This window comes from Bacillus cereus group sp. Sample62 (assembly GCF_036851315.1).
Classification (GTDB): Bacteria; Bacillota; Bacilli; order Bacillales; family Bacillaceae_G; genus Bacillus_A; species Bacillus_A wiedmannii.
The window spans coordinates 22,371-40,798 of sequence record NZ_JAFLPK010000003.1 but is presented as its reverse complement, the minus strand read 5'-3'; the positions used below and the strand labels follow the sequence as shown (position 1 = coordinate 40,798).

The window sequence follows — 18,428 nt, the reverse complement described above, 5'->3', positions numbered from 1 at the left end:
TGCATATGAATGATATGCTTGAACAAGTAAAAGGATACTTACGAATCGATGGGAGTGAGGATGATATGAACCTCACTCTTTTACTTGATTCTGCAAAAGAATATTTTACTAATGCTGGAGTTTCTGAGAAGAAGGATTCAGCTTTATATAGATTGTCAGTAATAATTTATGTAGCAATCCAATATGATCCTGATTCATATAGGAAATTGGAACGATCTTTGCAAAGCAATATCCTTCAAATGAAATACGAAGGTGAAGCTTTATGACATTAGCTAAAAGGAATAAACGTTTAGCATTTTTTATGAAAGATCCAGATGCAAAAAACGAGGATGGCGAACCAATTGATGGATATATAGAGTCATTTACTACTTGGGGCTCATTCATTTTTTTGAAGGGAAGAGAGTACTTCCAAGCGGCAGCGACAAACAGTGCCGTTCAAGGAAAAAGTGAAATTCGATATCGAGAAGATGTTACTGCGGATATGCAGATTAAATATAAAAATCAAATGTATGAAATTGTTTCAGTAATTCCTACTGAAAAATACACACTACTAATCATGTGGAAACGCGGTGGTATGAATGGCTAATAGTGTAGATTTAATGGGATTTGATCAATTAATATCCGAACTTAGTACTTTGGGATTAAGAGGGGACAAAATAGAAGACAGGGCGCTTGCAGCGGGGGCTGAGCCTATTCGTCAGTCAATATCAGAATATGCACCAAGAAGTGCTAGTCCGAAACCGTCTTCTAAAAGTGAACCATGGCGTACAGGCCAGCATGCCGCCGATAACATTCGTGTTACAAAGGCAAAGAATGAGGATGGCTTGAAAACAGTTAAGATTGGTATAGATAAAGCTGACCGATCTCCTTTCTTCTATATGAAATTTATGGAGTGGGGGACCTCGAAAATGCCAGCACAGCCTTTTATAGAACCTGGATTTAGTTCTTCAAAAACTGAAGCTGTTCGTGCTATGACAGATATTCTTAGAGACGAAATGAGGTTGAAACTTTGAAGAACTTACGCCCAGTTATTTTACAAGCTCTTGAATCTAATCAAGAGCTTGTATCTGTTTTAGGAGGAAAACGAATCTATTATAGGAAAGCGAGAAATGCAGATGAGTTTCCTAGGATTACATTTTTTGAGCTAAACAATGTACCAGATTCGTTTACAGATGATGAAATAGCATCAAGTGAAATTACCTTTCAAATAGATATTTGGTCAAAAAACAGTACAACGGCAATTCATTCAAAAGTGGATACGATTATGAATGCTATTGATTTTACGAGATATGCAATTGCTGATTTATATGAAGATGATACACAGATATTTCATTATGCAATGAGATTTAGAAAAGTCGAGGAGGAATAAATATGGCATTAGTCGGTTTAAAAGATTTACATTATTCAAAGGTGAAAACGGATGATAAAACTGTTTTGGAACATGATGAAGTAAAAAATATTATTGGAGCAATCAACGCTAGTATTAAGCCTAAAACATCATCAGAAACTCTATATGCTGATGATGGTCCAGCTGATACAGTATCATCTCTTGGTGAAGTTGAAGTTGAGTTCGAGGCTCAAGACTTACCATTGGAAGTTCAAGCTGATTTATTAGGGCATACCATTAAAAATGGTGTTCTTATTAAAAACTCTTCTGATATTGCTCCATATGTAGCTCTTGGCTTCCGAGCTTTAAAATCAACTAACAAATACAGATATATTTGGATGTTAAAAGGTCGTTTCGAATTAGTTGAGGAATCGTATGAAACAAAAGGAGACAAGGTAAACTTCCAAACACCAAAAATTAAGGGTGCATTTATCAAAACAGATAATAATGGTGATTGGCAGTATACAGGTGATGAGGATATGACTGATTTCACTGCTGATACGGCGAAAAACTGGTTTAAAAAGGTTTATAATCCTAACGCATCAACTGGTGGGACGACGAAGTAACGAGGGGAAATATCCCCTCGTTTTTATTTTTTTATTAACGGAAGGAGTCATACAAAATGCAAAAGATGAAAGTCACATTATTCATAGATGGAAAAGAAAAGGTGTTTTACTCGCCTAGTTTTATTTCAGGAAGAATTGGACGTGAAGGGGCTGATTTAGAGGAAAAGTACCTAAGAAGCCAACAAATCGAATTTGAAGAAACGCAAACAGAAGTTTTAGATATCCTGATTGATTTTGTATGCAGAGGATTTGGGAATCAATTTACTACAGATGAATTTTTAGATGGAATTGATACGCGACTTATGTATAAAACAATTGCAGCATTCTTCAAATACATCACTACTGGTTTAGTCGAAGCTATAGGCGCAGATACAAGCGAAGAAGATACTGACCCAAACGAATAAACGGAGAGACTACAACTTTTAAAGATTTTTTTGAAGATATGTATCTCTCCTTAATGGATCAAGGTTATAAGTTAAACGAAATAGACGAAATGGACATCATATATTATTTACGCCTGGTCAGAAAGAAAGCGAATAAACAAACAGAAAAACAATTTGCATACATCGACCAGATATTTTAAGGAGGTGAGGTGTTGGCAAATGAAATAAATAATTTAGTCGTTAGGCTTTCCTTAGATAATGTTGATTTTCGACAAGGTATCGCTACTTCCGGTCGTGCGGTAAAAACATTACAAAACGAATTGAAATCAGTAAGTACAGGTATGGGTGGATTCGCAAATGCAAGCGATCAGACTAGAGCGAAGGTTGATGTACTAAATCGTATTATTGAGGCTCAAAAAGAAAAAGTTAAAAGTTTAAGAGCTGCTTACGATCAAAACAAAGCTAAACTTGGTGAAAATGATGCAGCTACTCAGAGATATGCAGCACAGGTCAACCGAGCCGTAGCTGATTTAAATAGATTTGAAAATGAATTGAAACAAGTAAACAGGCAAGCAGATCAAAAGGGTATTGATAAGCTTTCTAATACGATGAAGGCGTTACAAGCTGAACTTCAATCGGTAAGTACAGGTATGGGTGGATTTGCGAATAGATCCGAACAAGCACATGCGAAGGTTGACGTTTTAAATAGAATGGTTGATACCCAGAGACAGAAAGTACAGCAGTTAAGTGATGCCTACAATCGTTCACAACAAGCTGAGGGAGCCACTAGTCAATCTACGCAACGGTACGCGGAACAATTGCATCGGGCGACCACTGAATTAAATAGATTCGAGACAGAACTACAACAAGCGAACAGGCATCTCGATGAACAAAGTAATAGAATGATGAATACCGGTAGACATCTGGAAACAATGGGGAACAATTTGCAAAATGCTGGTATGCAAATTGGATTAGTATTTGGCGGTATGGCTTATGCAATGGGGCGCGGATTGAAATCTGCTGTTCAGGAATCAATGAATTTTGAACAACAGATGGCTAACATAAAAGCTGTATCAGGCGCAACTGGAACTGAAATGGAGACTCTATCTAAACTGGCAGTTAAGTATGGTGAAGACACGAAATATTCATCAGTAGAAGCTGGAAAAGGGATTGAAGAATTAATAAAAGCTGGGGTTTCGCTAACTGATATTATAAATGGCGGGCTTGAAGGGGCGCTAAATTTAGCTTCAGCAGGAGAACTAGAACTTGGTGAAGCTGCTGAAATTGCTTCAACTGCTCTAAATGCATTTAAAAAGGATGGATTGAGTGTTACCGATGCCGCAAACTTACTTGCGGGTGCAGCTAATGCCTCGGCTACTGATGTGCATGAATTAAAGTATGGTCTTTCAGCTTCCGCAGCAGTTGCAGCTGGGGCAGGTATGACATTTAAAGATACTGCAACAGCTTTAGCTGTATTTGCTCAGAATGGGTTAAAAGGTTCTGATGCAGGTACTTCATTGAAAACTATGCTTATGAGATTAAATCCATCAACTAAAGAAGCGTACAACAAGATGAAGGATTTAGGTTTAATCACATATAATGCACAAGCCGGATTTGATTTCTTAGTAAGAAACGGTATTCAACCAGCTTCCAGAAACGTGGGGGATATAGAGGTTGCTTTAGAAAAATATGTAATGAAAACAGAAGGTGTAACAAAATGGAATGATAAATGCGATACGACCTTCCGTGAACTAGCAACAAGTTCAGCTTTTTTGTCATCTAAATTCTATGATCAAGAAGGCCATATTGAAAGTTTAGAAAATATATCTGGAACTCTTAATGAATCTATGAAAGATTTAACAGATCAACAGCGCAGTATGGCACTCGAAACGTTATTTGGTTCCGATGCAGTTCGTGGAGCCACAATTTTGTTCAATGAAGGCGCTAAAGGCGTAAATAACATGTACAGCGAGATGTCTAAAACCACAGCCTTAGAGACAGCTGAAACGAAGATGAACACAATGAAGGGGCGCATTGAACAATTAGGTGGTGCATTCGATACTATGAAAAAGACGATTGGCGATGCTTTAATGCCAGTTGTTAGCACAATGGTTGGTGGTCTTCAATTTCTGGTAGATGGGTTTAATAATCTATCACCTAGTGTACAAAAGTTCATTTCTATTAGTGCCGGAGTGATATTCGGACTTACAGCTATAGCAGCAGTAGGAGCTACGATATTAGCAGGGATAGGCGGAGTTATAGCTGGTGTTGGCATATTAACAACTTCTATCGCAAGTGCTGGTGGAGTTGTAGCGATATTAGGGACGGCATTTACCGCATTAACAGGCCCTGTAGGTTTAACGGTGTTAGGTATAGCTGGTGCAACGGCAGCTATTGGATATTTTATTAACGAATCGCAAAACGCAAGTGAAGAAACTGCTAAATTCGGTGGGAGAGTAAGTGAAGGGACAAAAAAAGCTGCGGGTGCGTATATAGATTTAAAAGATAAAGCTATTAATAGCATGATTGATTTAAAACTAAAAACAGGCGCAGAAGCAAATAAAGCTGCTGATGAAACTATCAAGGCTTTCCAACGTATGACAAATGAAGTCATCAAAGAATTAGAAGGAAAGAAAAGCGAATTCAATAAAATGTTTAGTCAGTTAATGGGTTCTGTTCCAGAGGGCGCTCAAAAAACATTAGAGCAAGTGAAAAATAATGTAATTGAATCTATTAATAAAGAAATCGAAGTAGCTACACAGGCTGAATCTATTTTAGAAGAAGGCATAAAAAGGTATCAAGGAGATACCATGAAAATGCCAAAAGACTTTGCCCAAAAGTTTGATCAAGCTTTACAGGTAGCAGATAAAAATGTTCAACAGTTTTATTCGAAAGCAAAAGAAATTACATCCATCTCAAAAGAAATCGAATCTGGTGGCATGTTATCAGTAGATGCAGGTAGAAAACGATTCGAAAGTATTATAAAGGTTTATGATGATGGTGTTAAATCATTAGAAAAGCAAACTAAGGGTTGGCGTGAAAATGTAGAAAAAGCTTTCAAAATGGGCGAAATAAAACCTGAAGAAAGGAAAGCTACATTAGATGCAATTGCTTTGTATGAAGCAGAACACGTATCAAGTTTACAAGCCATACGCGGTGATGGATTTAAAAAATTAGAGGAACATTTAAAGGCTGAAGATGCCTCGCTTGTATTTGCAAATGCTAATAAAATTGAAGCAGAAAAGAAAGGATGGGCAGAGAAAACAAAAGCCTATCTTTTCGGAAAAGAAACATATGAAGAGGTTTCTAATCGTTTCAATAGTGAACAAGAAAAAGCTGAAAAAGAGCATAAAGATAAATTATTAGCATTCGAATTACAATATGGTAATTCGAAGATTGAAAGTATAGGGATGTATGTTGGAGAGCTGCAGAAAGGAACAGAATCTTCTCGACTATTAGCTGAATCTATGGCAAGAGAAATAGACGGGAAAATGAAAATTGATTTAGGGCCAGCAGGACAATTTACGATTGATACTTTCCTCGACAAGATGAAAAAAGGCGAAATAGATAGTAACGCAGTAGCAACTGCAAATGTCAATAAATTAAAAGATGTTTATAAAGTAGATCTTTCTCAAAGTGGTATTGAATCCATGCAAAAATGGATTGATGGTATTAAAACGAAAGATACCAGTCAAGTAAGAGAATTTCTAAACAAGAATATGCAAGGTGATACAACTATCGATCTTGGAATCTACGGAAAAATGACAATGGATTCGTGGATAACAGGACTTCAAAACGGAACGTTATCTTTTGATACGGTATTTCAGTTCTTCCAACAGAATGTTAAAAATGGTGTGAAAGTTGATGCTACACAAGAGGGACAAAACAACATTCAAACGTTAATTAATGGGATGCAGATTGGAGCATTATCTTTACCTCAGGTCGCACAGACTATGGGGTTAGATATTAAAAGCAATGTTCAAGTTGACCTTGGAGCAGCAGGACAATTTAATGTGCAGACGCTTGTCCAAGGAATGCAAAATGGCTCAATCAACGCTGAAGTAGCGGCTAAAGCTATCGCTGCATTAATTCAAAATGGTGCAAAGTTAGATTTAACCCAAGTTGGATTTGATATAAGTCAAACACAAGCAAATGGTATTACTAATAATACAGCTCCAGAAAATGCGGCGACAGGAAAGAAACAAGCCGTGCAGGGAATTATGGGAAGTACCACTGATGGTGGCGGCGGTAGTAAAAGCGGTAGTGAATTAGGTCAAGGGATCATTAGCCAGGATGGATACATCAGAGGTAGTGCATTACAAGTTGTAGCTAGTGCTCACGGTGCTTTTAATACTATTAATGGTAATCCAGCCGGAACTCAAGGTGGACAAGGAGTAGCGAGTGGAATTGTTAATCAAAATGGTGTCATTAGAGGGAGCGCCCTTGAAGCAGTAGCTTCGGCTCATGGAGGATTCAACACTATCAATGGTACCCCGCATGGTCAAAAAGGCGGTGGCGAGTTTTCCCAAGGACTCGAAAATACAAAAGGACAAGCTAGTGCAAGTGGTAAAAATGTAGCTGAGTCTGGCAAATCAGGTATGGGAAGTGTGAGTGCAAATGGTGTAGGTGAAAGCTTCGCAGAGGGATTCGCTTCAGGTATGAGTGGAAAAGGTTCATACATTTCTAGAGTAGCGTCTGGATTAGCACAAGGTGCATTTGAAGCTATGAAATCAACACTAAATATTAACTCACCATCAAGACTTGTACGTGATGGCGCAGGTAAACCATTTGGAGAAGGCTTTGAGGTCGGTATTGCTCAAAGCACACGGAATGTTGAAAAGGAAAGTGTGAAACTAGCTTATTCAGCTTACAATTCGTTAAGAAAAGGGTTTAATCAAAACTCTCTTTCGAACATAATGAGTTCGTTTAATGAAGGTTATCCTAGTGGTATTAATGTAAGCAAAGATATTAAACATGTTTTAAATCAACCATCTGAAGTAGATAGTAATATTCCGAGTTTTTCGACTGTTTCGGGTCAATCAAGTAAGTCATATACACCGAATAATTATGAATTGGTTCAAAAAAAGCCATTGCAAATTGTTATTAATGATAGGGCGTTAGCAGAAGTCTTATTATCGCCATTGGATTTATTACAGGGGAATCAATTTAGTACTGATTTATTCGTGCAAGGGGTGAAAGTATGAGTGAACAAACACTAACTATTGCAAAATCTAACGGGCAGGAGTTTTTTATGTCTTCAAATAATGACATAAAAGTTCTTATGTTCTTACCATCTTCTCCAATATTTAATGCACAATACGAAAAGATACCTGGCCGTCATGGTGATATTGATTTACCTGGAGGAAGTTTTGAAGCTCAAGATAACATAAAGTCGCGAATATTCTTTCGTTCGAGAGATATTTACGACTTTTATTTATTTAGAGATGAAATATTTCGTTTGTTTGCATCACAAGAACCTTTCTATATAACTACCAATAGGGAACCAGGAAAACGATGGAAAGTAAGAGTAGCGTCAAGATATGAAATAGAACCAAAAGGAAATGGGTCTTACGGAGTTTTTGACATTACTTTTAAATCAGCCTCTCCATTTTGCGAATCGATTGGAACAACACTAGATTCTTTTACATTTGATTCAGAATTGTGGCAAATAGGTCAAGGTTTAATGGCGGAGGATACAAAGTATATTCATAACACAACATCTTTCCGTATCTACAATGCCGGTAATGTTACCATTGATCCGAAATCTATGGGTTTGAAAATAAAGTACAAAGGTAAGTCTAACAATCTATCTATAAAAAATGTTACTACTGGTGACCTTTGGAGTTACGCAGGTGTGACAACAACAGAGCGAGATGTTATTACTTTAGATGGTGTCAAAGCATATCGAAATGTGCTAGGAAGTATTTTTAAAAATACGAATTGGGGATTAATCACGTTAAATCCTGGATGGAATGACTTTGTGTTAACTGGTGCAACAGGTGATTTTAAAATTGAATTTGATTTTAGGTTTTATTATTTCTCATAAGGATGGATGATTATGCTCGTAGTTACTGGAATTAATGGACAAAAAGAATTATTAACAGATTATAAAGATGTTAGAAGGAAGAGGAGAGTGAATGGGGAACACTCTCTTTCTTTTTTTCAATATAATACTCAAAATGTTGCTCACTCTTATAAGTTGCTAGATAAAAGAGCTAAGATTGAAGATAAATATGGTGACGAATATATCATATTAGGAATTAATAAAACAGGACATAACGGAAAAACAATATCGTGTCTTCACATATTTTTTGATGATTTTATGAAATATCAATATGACAAACTTGACGGATACACAAATTTTAAACAATGTATGGATTTTATTTTTAAAGATTCTGGTTGGAAATATATAAATCAAGGCGCATTTGAAGCGACACGTTTTGAGAATTTCGGAAGAGATTCAAGACTTTCTCTATTACAAACAGCATTAAACCGTTATAAGGCTGAGTTTTCAATAGATAATAAAAGTAAAACCATTACATTTAAAAATCAGATTGGCAAAGAAACTGACGCTCAGTTCCGATATGGGCATAATTTAAAAACGTTCGGAGAAGAGACCAATATGAATAACTTTGCTACTTATATACGTGGATACGGGAGCAAAGAGATACCTTCTAACAAACCTGGAGAGCAGCCAACAAAAGAAGAATTTATGGTGGAATATACTTCGCCATTAGCAAAAGTATACGGAGTTATAGATCAAAAACCTGTTGAGGATGAGCGATTTAACTCGAAAGAAACAATGTTGCAAAGGTTAAAAGAAGAAATAAATGATGTTCCAGAGACTAAATTTAATGTATCTATTGCAAACCTTATAGAAAACGGTCTACCTTTACATGAATTCGATTATGGAGATTATGTATATATGTTTTATGAAGAGGCTGACATTTCTATCGAGATTAGGATAGTAGAAATGGTGGATGATCCAACTGATAAAACATTTAGTCCGATTGTTGAATTGTCTTCTTTTAAGGAATTGAAAACAAGAAGTCAGATTATGGTTCAATTTCAACAGACACAGAGACAAATACAGCAACTTATGGATGATGGTGGAAATTTAAACCTTGCTTTAAAACGTTTATACATGAATACAGAAACGTTTGCTGATAATACTGGAGTCTGGTATATAGATCCTACTGATAAAAATAGATACGTCCATATTGGTGCAGGAGGCGTCGATTGTCATCGGGGTCTTTTTCGTGCTGAACGTGAGGATGGTTTCGCGACAATCATTGGTGGTGCTATACAGTATGGATTTGATATTGCAGGACATTATCCTCCGTTCCGTGGGATAAACGTTGTAGAAGATGGTTGGTGGTTAACGTCTACACATGACGTCTTAGATAGTTGCCAATTTTACACGTTTGAACATAAAACAAGATATGTAAAATTAAAGGCACAAATTTTCACCGAAGCTGGTGGAGAGGTTGAACTCGCAATGGTTTCAAGCGATAGCGGTCAACAAATCATGAGTAAGATTTCATCCACGCAGACTTCTGCGCCACCGTCTAACGATGATGTAGAGCTTGTGTATGATTTAGGCGTTCCAAATGGGGAACTCAAAAGCTTTTATTTACGAATGAGAAACAAAGTAGCGGGAAAGAAAGCATATGCACGTGTGTTTCGCGTGTGGTTAGAAGGGTAATACAAACTATTAAAAAACGAATTTTATTAAGGGATAGAGGTGAATCGAATTGGATATTATCCTACGACGTATTAAGGATAATGCTTTTGGTAGGGATTTAAAGAATACAACTAACGATAATGCAATGTTAACGGAAAACGCACTCAAAGGAATAAATCAAACAGTAAAACAAAGAACAGAGGCGCAGGACGAAAAACTTCAAACTACCTTAGAAATACAATCTACTCGTATAGATAATCTTATCTTAGAGGGTGGGGGCGATAGTAATCTTGAAGTAGTTGATGCTCGTACAGATGAAAAGGGAATCGCTCATAATACAGTAGGGAAAAGAATAGAAGCCTCCACAGTAATTGATACTGGAGTAATGAGAGAAGTCGATGAAATACTTGGAAAGGAGCTCGAACATTATGGCAAATGATGTTACAAAAGTTGCACAACTGGCTCTCATAGCCTATGAGAGTTCTGCTATTGAACGGATAGACATTATCGATATTATAAACACAGATACGATGTTTGAAGTGAAGAATAATATACCTGAAGTATTTAGACAAACGTTAGTTGATATGGCGTCAATGGTGCCACTTTTTGAGGATACGCTAAATATAGGTTTCCTTACTGATAATCATTATGAAGATACGCCCTACGCTTTTAGTTCTTTAGGGCACTATAAATACATTGCTGAAATGTCTAAGTTGGTACATCTGGATGCTATTATAGCCGGTGGTGATAATGTTAATGGGAATACTACAAAGGCACATGGAATGAAACATAATGGTGATGTAGCGTCGCTTCTATTAACTAGATCAAATTGCGATGTATTTCTTTTAAAGGGAAACCATGAAGATTGCAGCTATTATAGTAGTCAATCAGGGAAGAATACATTAGATGAAGTAATTACGGACGAGGAACTACAAAAGTTATATCACACCACAACATGCTTATATGGTGAAAAAAGAAAAGGTTCCTCTCTTTATTTTTATAAAGATTACGAGAAACATAAAATCAGAGTGATCGGTTTGAATTCATTCGATTTACCTTATGTAGCTGACTCGAACGGTAAAAATAAATACCCAACAATAGATATATCTGGATTCCAAAACGAACAACTAAATTGGTTAGGTAATACAGCTCTAAAACTGCCTAGTAATGAATGGCAGGTTATTCTCTTCAGCCATGCACCTATTAATGGCTCGTTCGCTACATTTAGGCAAATTAATGGTGATTTATTATTAGGTATTTTAAAAGCGTTCAAAACTGGAACGAAATTTCAAAAGCTTGGCGGAGAAACGGATGTTGTTGCAAATGTAAATGTTGATTTTACAAGTCAAGGACCAGGAACAATCATCGCATTTGTCAGCGGTCATTTACATCGTGATAGTCAAATGAATTTTGAAGGAATTAATTGCATACAAAGTTTGAATAGCCTTTGTGACAATAGTCATCCTGGAGAAACGCCATATCGAGAAGAAGGAAATTCTAACGAGGATGCATGGGATATCTTTTCGATAGATACAAGCACTCGGAAAATCAAGATCCTACGTTTCGGGGCAGGAGATGGACGCATATATGGTTACTAACCTTACAAAATTAGTAGATGCAGTCGGGAAAATTTATCGTGTTATGAAGGAACATGTGGGAGCTGGTGAAGACGCTCATACAGAAGCTACGAGTTATAAAAATGGTTTTTTAGGAAAAGACGATAAATCAAAGTTAAATAAATTTACATTAGCAGACGGATCTCCATCGATTGTAGTTACAGGGACAGAGGACTTTTATGAAAAGGTGAAAAATTTAAAGGTTGGTTATTATACATTCGCGACTCTAGGGGCCCAAAACTCTCCGCCACAAAATACGAGAGGTATTATCCATGTCACAGCGAATGATGCTAGTCGTAAACCAACGGCAATAACTGTTACTGGGATTGATACAGAAGGATATCATCATTCAAATTACTATTCAACATCAGGAGGATGGGTTGGCTGGAGGAAATACGAAAATGTTTTTGACTCTGGTTGGATCAAAGGAACGTTAGTAAATGGATTTGGTGGCTCTGTAGAATATCGATTAGTAAGACGCGGAAACAAAAAAGTTTTCCATATTAAATTTGATATTTCGCTTGCGGCAGGGGTGACAACTCGAACGAAATTCACAACTTTACCATCAGATTACAGCCCTAATGGTATGACCGTTACCTTTAATCAGATAATCCACTCAGTTTCAGCAGAAGGGCACACTATAAGCGGTTGTAATATCGCTTATAACGGCGAGTGTTTTGTATATCCGATGGGAAGTAAGGTAACCCAAATGGATGGATATATCATGATTGATATGTAAGGGAGGGATGAGGATGAAACAAGCTTATTTGTATGATGAACAATTTAAGTATGTAGGCCCTGTTTTTGTAGAAGAAGATATACTACCGGAAAACGCTACATGGATAGCACCTTCGGATGGATTATACGAGCCGATTATTTTCAAAAAAGAGCAAGGATTGTGGGTAGGAGCAGATTCTCCAATAATCCCACCAGAGCCTCCGACGACTCAAGAGTTGTTAAAACAAATGGAAAAAGAAATTACCGAGGTTCAGTTAGCGATAACAGAAATTATCGACAAGTTATTAAAGGAGAGTGTTTAGTACATGGCAGCAGTTTACGCAACTCTAATTACAAAGGGATATAAAACAATAGATCAGGTTCCAGCTCTACTTCGTGAGGATGTAAAAAAAATATTAATAGCATTAGATTTAGAGGAACTAACTAAATAAGATTAATATTAAATTCACACAGAAGTCATTGAGAATTAACAAACCTAATATAATCTGTAAACAAACATATACAAAGAGGTGGATAGTATGATGGAACAAACGAATTTCGGTAAAGGTTTGATTTATGGTGGTGTACTATCGTTAGGTTTATGGGCTATTCTCTTTGAAACAATATACGTACTTATCTAGATAACCAGTTAGTTGTAATAAAATACGGCTTTTAATAAAAAGTATGCAGTGGCATGCTTTTTTTATTTTTCTCAGGAGGTGGTTGTAGTGAAACGAATTGTAGATCCTGAAATTTATGAGAAATACGTTAACTCAGATAATAAAAACCTAATTAGAGACTTCCTGATTGAAAAGAAAGCACAAGGTAAGGCAAAAAGCACTTTAAAACAATATGAGTGGGATTTAAGAATCATCTTGTTTTTAATTTATCAGCATTTTGATAATAAGCAAATTACAGAATTGACCAGAAAAGATATTCGTAATCTTTGTATCGTATTCCAAGAGATGGACATGTCCAATGCTCGCGTTAATGGATTAATGAGTGCATTACGGTCCTCGTTAGAATTTTGTGCTGACGATGATGATTATGAATACGAGTTTAATATCGGTTCAAGAGTAAAAGGTTTACCTAAAAATCCAGTTCGAGAAATTACATTTTTAAAAGAAGAGCAGATTGAATGGTTACTTGATGAACTAGATAAGAAAAATCAAACGCTTATTGCTGTTTATCTAGCAATTTCTTATTACAGTGCAGCAAGAAAGAATGAAGTGCACCAAGTATTAAAAGAGGGATTAACAGAACGATATTACACAAATACTGTAGTCGGGAAAAGAAGTAAGAAGTTCAGGTTATATTATAACGAGCGAACTAGAATTTTAATTTCGAAGTACCTTGAAGATAGAGGCACAGACAGTATCAATCAGCTATTTGTGAGAACATATAGAAATGGTGAAAAACGAGCAGTCAATAAGAGTGCCTTTAATTACTGGTGCGAAATCTTAGCCGGAATGTTAAGCAAAAGAGAAGGGAAAGTTATTACAGTTAACCCTCATGCTTTTCGCCATTCTAGGCTTGATAATCTTAGAGAACAAGGCATACCGCTAGAAAAACTAAAATCTCTAGCTAATCATAGTGATGTATCAACAACTGAATCGTATTTGTCAGACCGTAGCGAGAGTGATATTGCAGATATATTCGGTATGGATGTTAGTTTTTTTAAGTAGGGACATGAAAATGTCCTTTTTATTTCGAAAAAAGGAGCTGAACCAATGCAAGAAATTCAAGAGTTAAAGCAAGAGATCCAACAAATTAAATTAGACCAGAAAGATATGCAGCGAGATATTCGTAAACTAGAAACGCGTACTACAGTCAATGAGAAAGATATTGTAAATATTAATAAGCAGCTCGAAAAAATCAGCGCCAATACCACTTGGATTCTACGAATTATTATAGGGGCAATTGTAGCTGGGTTATTGGGATTACTAATGAAAGGCGGCATGTAATATGTCAAAAGAGAATATCAAAAAACGATTCCGCAACTGGCGTACCTGGGTTGCGATTTTTTCATTGGTTGGATTTTTATTTACTAAATTCGGAATGCCTGAAGCAAAGAACTTCCTTGAAGAATTGCTTCCCTATGTATTTGCAGTAGGTGTCTCACTAGGTATTTGGACAGATCACGAAGAAAAAGGAGAAGATGTTAAATGAAAAAATCAATCAAACTAGCTTCCTCTGTATTTATGACTCTATTGCTCCTGTTAAGTTTTGCTACAGGGGCTTTTGCTGATAGAACACTTATTATTCCTGATTTACCAAAGCAGTCATACCGCTATGGCGTAGGTGCATATGAAGGCGTTGTGGCGCATAGTACAGCAACTCCAGAAGCCCCGGCTATTAATATTCAAAAATATGAATCTCGTACATGGCGTTCTGCATTTGTACATTACGCAGTTGATTGGAATGAAACAATCCAAATTGCGGATACCAAATACATTGCTTATGGAGCTGGACCAGGAGCAAATAAACGATTTGTTCATGTGGAATTATGCGAAACGAGAGATTACGAAAAATTTAAACGTAGCTATGATAAATACGTTAAATTATTAGCTAAAATCTTACGTGACCGTGGATTATCAGTAGAAAAAGGATTATGGACTCACTACGATGTAACGAAATACCTTGGCGGTACAGATCATGAAGACCCACTTAATTACTTAAAGTCTCATGGTGTTTCAGAAGCTCAGTTTAGAGCAGATGTACAACGAGCATACAATAATTCTAGTGTAGATGTTTCTGTACCAGAGAAGCCATCTAAACCAGCGGAAGTTCCAACGGCTGTAACAGATGGTATTGCTTATATTGAAGGTTACAACGTGAATTTACGTAAAGGACCTGGTACAAGCTATTCTAAGATTCGTCAGTTAAACAAACCAGAAACTTATGTTGTATGGGCTGAAAAAGATGGTTGGTTAAATCTCGGCGGTGAACAATGGGTTAAAAACGACCCATCTTATGTGAAATTCAGTAAAAAAAGCACAGTAGATTCTTCTATTGTAGGGAAGCGTGTTGTTTCAAAAGTTGATAATTTACGATTCTACGATGCTCCTTCTTGGCAGGATAAAGATGTTGTGGGTTCTGTAGATACAGGATTAGGATTTACAATTGATGCAAAAGTAAGTGTTAATGGTTCACTGCAATATAAAGTGCACAATAGTAAAGGTGAAACGTACTATATTACTGCAAATGAAGCCTACGTGTATGTGAAGTAGGGTAAAAGAGGGATTCCCCACGTTTGGGGAATCCCTCTTTTTTTATTTACATCCAAAAATCATCGTAATGAACATCTTTATTTGATAACTTCTTTAATGCCTTTATAATCTTTTGTGCGTTCTTCATAGTCGGGGAGAATTTATCACCTTGGCATACACGACTAATTGTAGATTTACTAACTCCACTTCTTTCCGCTAATTCCTGCTGAGTAATTTTGTTTTTCTCCAGAAAATTGGAGAGCTTTGACTTTCTTCCTTTGCCAGAAATAAGCCATCCCATTTTATCACTCCTGTTTTAAGTTCTTAGTACAAGAGTGGTCAAAGATTTCATTTTTTAAACATCCCGAAAATAGGAATTCTAAGTATTATGAAAATCTTCTTTTCAGTAAGGATAGCTTCTTTCCCGGCTCTTCGGCATAAAACTTCATATAGTCGCACATTAAAATGTTAATTAGTTTATCAGCTGTATAACCATGTAGCGGAAATGAATGAGCCATATCAGAGAAAAATACTTCAATTCTTCTCAATGTCCTTCTATCAATTTTCACATCAATTGTTCCGTATCGCTCATCGTTTTCATTGAATTCTAATTCATAATCCGTATAGTGTTTCTTGCTTTCTAAGATTTGATACAGCTGCTCCATACTATTTTTAGAGCGTATGTGCTCAAGGAAGTCTTCCACAAGTATCTCGGCTAGATCACTAGCGTTACATTCATAATCTTCCTCTTCCATATCTTCGATAATAATATTCATGCGGAATAAGTAAATTTTGAGCATCTTCACTTCAAATCGGTACTTCTCTTTTAATTTCCATTCAATCTTAGTTCGTTCCCACCAATTATTTGCGCTCATAAGTTGTATCTCTTTCGTCATAACATCGTATTTACTATACATGCTGTCACCTCTCACATAGTGCGTAATGCAAAGCATAAAATACGTGTTGCTGCAGCTCTTTGCGAAACTCCCCATTCAATTGCTAATTGGACAAGCTTAGAATGTGTTTCCTGCTCCAATTTCGCATGGATGTACTTTTTAGTGTCTTTATATTCGTATGCATGTATTTCGCTTATATAATCAATTCTGAGGTGTTCTGTAATTAATTTAGACATGTATTGTGTAGTGGTTATTCCTTCTTGGAATGCTGAGGATCTTATTAGTTGTCTTTGTATTTCAGTTACGGGGATTTTTACGTCTTTCTTTTTATCACAACGAGTTTTACGAGGTTGTTGGTTTGTTATTGTAGTAGATTGTTTTCGAGGTTCGAACATAGGGTTGATTACACTCATGAAGCTCCCCTCTTTCGAAAATCCACCTCTTCCCTCTCTTTTATCTCAGGGACACTTTTCCATAATTCCGTTATTCCACGAAAAAGCAACGAGAGAGAGGGAGAAGAGATATTTTCTTTACATAATTATTTACCAGTTACCTAAACTGTCCAGCAAATCCATAGCATTATCAACAGCTGCTTCAGATGGTTTTTCATCTTCTCCTGCATCGTTCTGTATGCCATGAGTATTTATATTGATTAGCAACTTCTTAACTAACTGAAGCGGATCTTCTTCACCAGCAACTTCAGCAAGTACCTGGTACATTTCTAGTCGTTTTTTAATCTGCTTATTTACGTAGCCTTTTTGCCCTTTCCCTTGTTCCTCTAATCGAGTTACAAAGTTATAAAGGACCTTATCATTGTTAGGGTTAAGCTCAATTTGAAGCTTTTTCTTTTGTAAGTTTGTCAAAGACATCACATCCTAAATAGTAGTATCCTAATAGGTTAGCTTCTTGACCATTTTCTAGAACCGCAAATGTTGGGAATTGCTCTTTTTTCTTTTCGATACGCTTTTTATGAAGTGCAGCCATTCCACCAGTCCAAACGATTTTATCGTATACAGCTAAATTGAACTTTTGAGAAACTTCACGAAGCGCTGCATCAAAATGACGTTGTAATTCAGCATCAACTTTCTCTGCTACGTCTTTGTGAGTGTATAAGTCATATAATGAACCGTTATACTTATAACCATTCTCAAGGATATAGTGCATGTTAGAAACGCTTAAATCAGGTGTTTCACCGATGTTATCACGAACGATTTGTTCAATAGTCATGAATGCTTTCTCGCATCCTAATTCAGTTCCTAATCGATCAATAACAGCATTACCGCTCATATCTGTCACGTCAAAAGTACCAAAACCACCATCGATAATTAAGATTCGATCTTCTTTCTTAATGATCTCTTTCTTCACTAAGTAATATTGAGTGCCCACGGGCTGCGGAATCACTAAGCATTGTTTGACTTTAATAGTGATTAATTCGCCATTTACTTTAACAGCAGTCTCTTCCATAGCTACTTTTTGTAATGACTCACGTTGATTCCCGAAATGAGATACCGGAAGACCAGTAACAAGTAACGGAATAGTAACGTTCTTTTTGAAGTCTTTTGCAATGAATCCGAATAGTTGTTTCTTAAACGTTGGATCCTCATAACGCTTTGCTTTATTCTCTCCAAGAGCACGAACTAGTGGAAGCTTAGATTTTCTAGCTTCTTCTCCTATGTAATAAGGGAAGTCAGTGTTTGTTAATTCGATTTTTGTAAACTCAGCCTCATTGTAGTAATCATCTACAGGTGCTAACACCGATAATTCTGTAACAACAGCTGCTTCTAGGTCTTTATTTTTCTTTGAAGCACGCTTTGTAAAGCCATTTCCTAAGTCAATCGCATATGGATTTCCTAATAACATATACATTCCCCTTTCAAAACCAATGGTTAATCATTGATATTTTTGATTCTAACAGATACTTATGTACGTTTACAACGAAAAATACCAAAACACATAAAATCAACCAATGA

The 18,428-nt window shown here is 36.4% G+C and carries 23 protein-coding genes; 18 read left to right on the top strand and 5 right to left on the bottom strand.

The window, feature by feature from the left end:
* Nucleotides 1-5 precede the first annotated feature (5 nt).
* The 18 genes from J0835_RS28940 to J0835_RS28855 all read left to right on the top strand — a co-directional run bounded on the left by J0835_RS28940 (nt 6) and on the right by J0835_RS28855 (nt 15,583).
* Nucleotides 6-266, top strand: a complete 261-nt coding sequence (locus J0835_RS28940) for a head-tail connector protein (RefSeq protein WP_242250180.1) — start codon at nt 6-8, stop codon at nt 264-266.
* Nucleotides 263-586 carry a phage head closure protein gene (locus tag J0835_RS28935; protein ID WP_242250179.1) on the top strand — a complete coding sequence of 108 codons (324 nt, stop codon included), beginning with the start codon at nt 263-265 and terminating at the stop codon, nt 584-586. The genes J0835_RS28940 and J0835_RS28935 overlap by 4 nt, the downstream gene beginning before the upstream one ends.
* Nucleotides 579-1,013 carry an HK97-gp10 family putative phage morphogenesis protein gene (locus J0835_RS28930; protein WP_242250178.1) on the top strand — a complete coding sequence of 145 codons (435 nt, stop codon included), beginning with the start codon at nt 579-581 and terminating at the stop codon, nt 1,011-1,013. Before J0835_RS28935 ends, J0835_RS28930 begins: the two co-directional genes overlap by 8 nt.
* A complete protein-coding gene (locus tag J0835_RS28925; RefSeq protein WP_242250177.1) occupies nt 1,010-1,369 on the top strand; it encodes a DUF3168 domain-containing protein in 360 nt (119 codons plus the stop codon). The genes J0835_RS28930 and J0835_RS28925 overlap by 4 nt, the downstream gene beginning before the upstream one ends.
* Nucleotides 1,370-1,371: 2 nt before the next feature.
* Entirely contained in the window at nt 1,372-1,953 is a 582-nt protein-coding gene (locus tag J0835_RS28920; protein WP_087983575.1) for a major tail protein, read from the top strand.
* A 56-nt stretch (nt 1,954-2,009) separates the two neighbouring features.
* Nucleotides 2,010-2,357, top strand: a complete 348-nt coding sequence (gene gpG / locus J0835_RS28915; protein ID WP_242250176.1) for a phage tail assembly chaperone G — start codon at nt 2,010-2,012, stop codon at nt 2,355-2,357.
* 191 nt (nt 2,358-2,548) lie between these two features.
* A complete protein-coding gene (locus J0835_RS28910) occupies nt 2,549-7,540 on the top strand; it encodes a phage tail tape measure protein (protein WP_242250175.1) in 4,992 nt (1,663 codons plus the stop codon).
* Complete coding sequence (locus J0835_RS28905; protein WP_242250174.1) at nt 7,537-8,382, top strand: phage tail family protein; 846 nt, start codon at nt 7,537-7,539, stop codon at nt 8,380-8,382. Before J0835_RS28910 ends, J0835_RS28905 begins: the two co-directional genes overlap by 4 nt.
* Before the next feature lie 12 nt (nt 8,383-8,394).
* Entirely contained in the window at nt 8,395-10,041 is a 1,647-nt protein-coding gene (locus J0835_RS28900) for a phage tail protein (protein ID WP_242250173.1), read from the top strand.
* A 49-nt stretch (nt 10,042-10,090) separates the two neighbouring features.
* The gene (locus J0835_RS28895; protein ID WP_087983585.1) at nt 10,091-10,459 is read left to right on the top strand and encodes a hypothetical protein; all 369 of its coding nucleotides are present in this window, start codon (nt 10,091-10,093) and stop codon (nt 10,457-10,459) included.
* Entirely contained in the window at nt 10,449-11,618 is a 1,170-nt protein-coding gene (locus J0835_RS28890) for a metallophosphoesterase family protein (protein ID WP_333728205.1), read from the top strand. Before J0835_RS28895 ends, J0835_RS28890 begins: the two co-directional genes overlap by 11 nt.
* A complete protein-coding gene (locus tag J0835_RS28885) occupies nt 11,608-12,375 on the top strand; it encodes a hypothetical protein (protein ID WP_087983589.1) in 768 nt (255 codons plus the stop codon). Before J0835_RS28890 ends, J0835_RS28885 begins: the two co-directional genes overlap by 11 nt.
* A gap of 13 nt (nt 12,376-12,388) precedes the next feature.
* Nucleotides 12,389-12,676 (top strand): hypothetical protein, encoded by a 288-nt coding sequence (locus tag J0835_RS28880; RefSeq protein WP_242250171.1) that lies wholly within the window; start codon nt 12,389-12,391, stop codon nt 12,674-12,676.
* 3 nt (nt 12,677-12,679) lie between these two features.
* On the top strand, nt 12,680-12,805 hold the full coding sequence (locus tag J0835_RS28875; RefSeq protein ID WP_254913138.1) for a CD1375 family protein: 126 nt from the start codon (nt 12,680-12,682) through the stop codon (nt 12,803-12,805).
* A gap of 276 nt (nt 12,806-13,081) precedes the next feature.
* Nucleotides 13,082-14,038: a tyrosine-type recombinase/integrase gene (locus J0835_RS28870; RefSeq protein WP_242250170.1), complete on the top strand. Its 957-nt coding sequence runs from the start codon at nt 13,082-13,084 to the stop codon at nt 14,036-14,038.
* 45 nt (nt 14,039-14,083) lie between these two features.
* On the top strand, nt 14,084-14,317 hold the full coding sequence (locus tag J0835_RS28865; RefSeq protein WP_242250169.1) for a hemolysin XhlA family protein: 234 nt from the start codon (nt 14,084-14,086) through the stop codon (nt 14,315-14,317).
* A 1-nt stretch (nt 14,318) separates the two neighbouring features.
* Nucleotides 14,319-14,522: a hypothetical protein gene (locus J0835_RS28860; RefSeq protein WP_242250168.1), complete on the top strand. Its 204-nt coding sequence runs from the start codon at nt 14,319-14,321 to the stop codon at nt 14,520-14,522.
* Nucleotides 14,519-15,583, top strand: coding sequence for an N-acetylmuramoyl-L-alanine amidase (locus tag J0835_RS28855; protein ID WP_000748221.1), 1,065 nt, complete (start codon nt 14,519-14,521; stop codon nt 15,581-15,583). Before J0835_RS28860 ends, J0835_RS28855 begins: the two co-directional genes overlap by 4 nt.
* A gap of 46 nt (nt 15,584-15,629) precedes the next feature.
* On the opposite strand, the gene J0835_RS28850 is transcribed toward J0835_RS28855, so the two are convergent.
* From J0835_RS28850 to J0835_RS28830, 5 genes are all read right to left on the bottom strand, one after another.
* Complete coding sequence (locus J0835_RS28850; RefSeq protein WP_000539767.1) at nt 15,630-15,863, bottom strand: helix-turn-helix transcriptional regulator; 234 nt, start codon at nt 15,861-15,863, stop codon at nt 15,630-15,632.
* Nucleotides 15,864-15,948: 85 nt separating this feature from the next.
* Entirely contained in the window at nt 15,949-16,479 is a 531-nt protein-coding gene (locus J0835_RS28845) for a hypothetical protein (RefSeq protein ID WP_000287076.1), read from the bottom strand.
* Between the two features lie 11 nt (nt 16,480-16,490).
* Nucleotides 16,491-16,871 carry a hypothetical protein gene (locus J0835_RS28840; protein ID WP_000111443.1) on the bottom strand — a complete coding sequence of 127 codons (381 nt, stop codon included), beginning with the start codon at nt 16,869-16,871 and terminating at the stop codon, nt 16,491-16,493.
* Between the two features lie 129 nt (nt 16,872-17,000).
* Complete coding sequence (locus J0835_RS28835; RefSeq protein ID WP_033656254.1) at nt 17,001-17,327, bottom strand: hypothetical protein; 327 nt, start codon at nt 17,325-17,327, stop codon at nt 17,001-17,003.
* Complete coding sequence (locus J0835_RS28830; protein ID WP_000924190.1) at nt 17,287-18,318, bottom strand: ParM/StbA family protein; 1,032 nt, start codon at nt 18,316-18,318, stop codon at nt 17,287-17,289. Before J0835_RS28830 ends, J0835_RS28835 begins: the two co-directional genes overlap by 41 nt.
* Between the last annotated feature and the right edge of the window lie 110 nt (nt 18,319-18,428).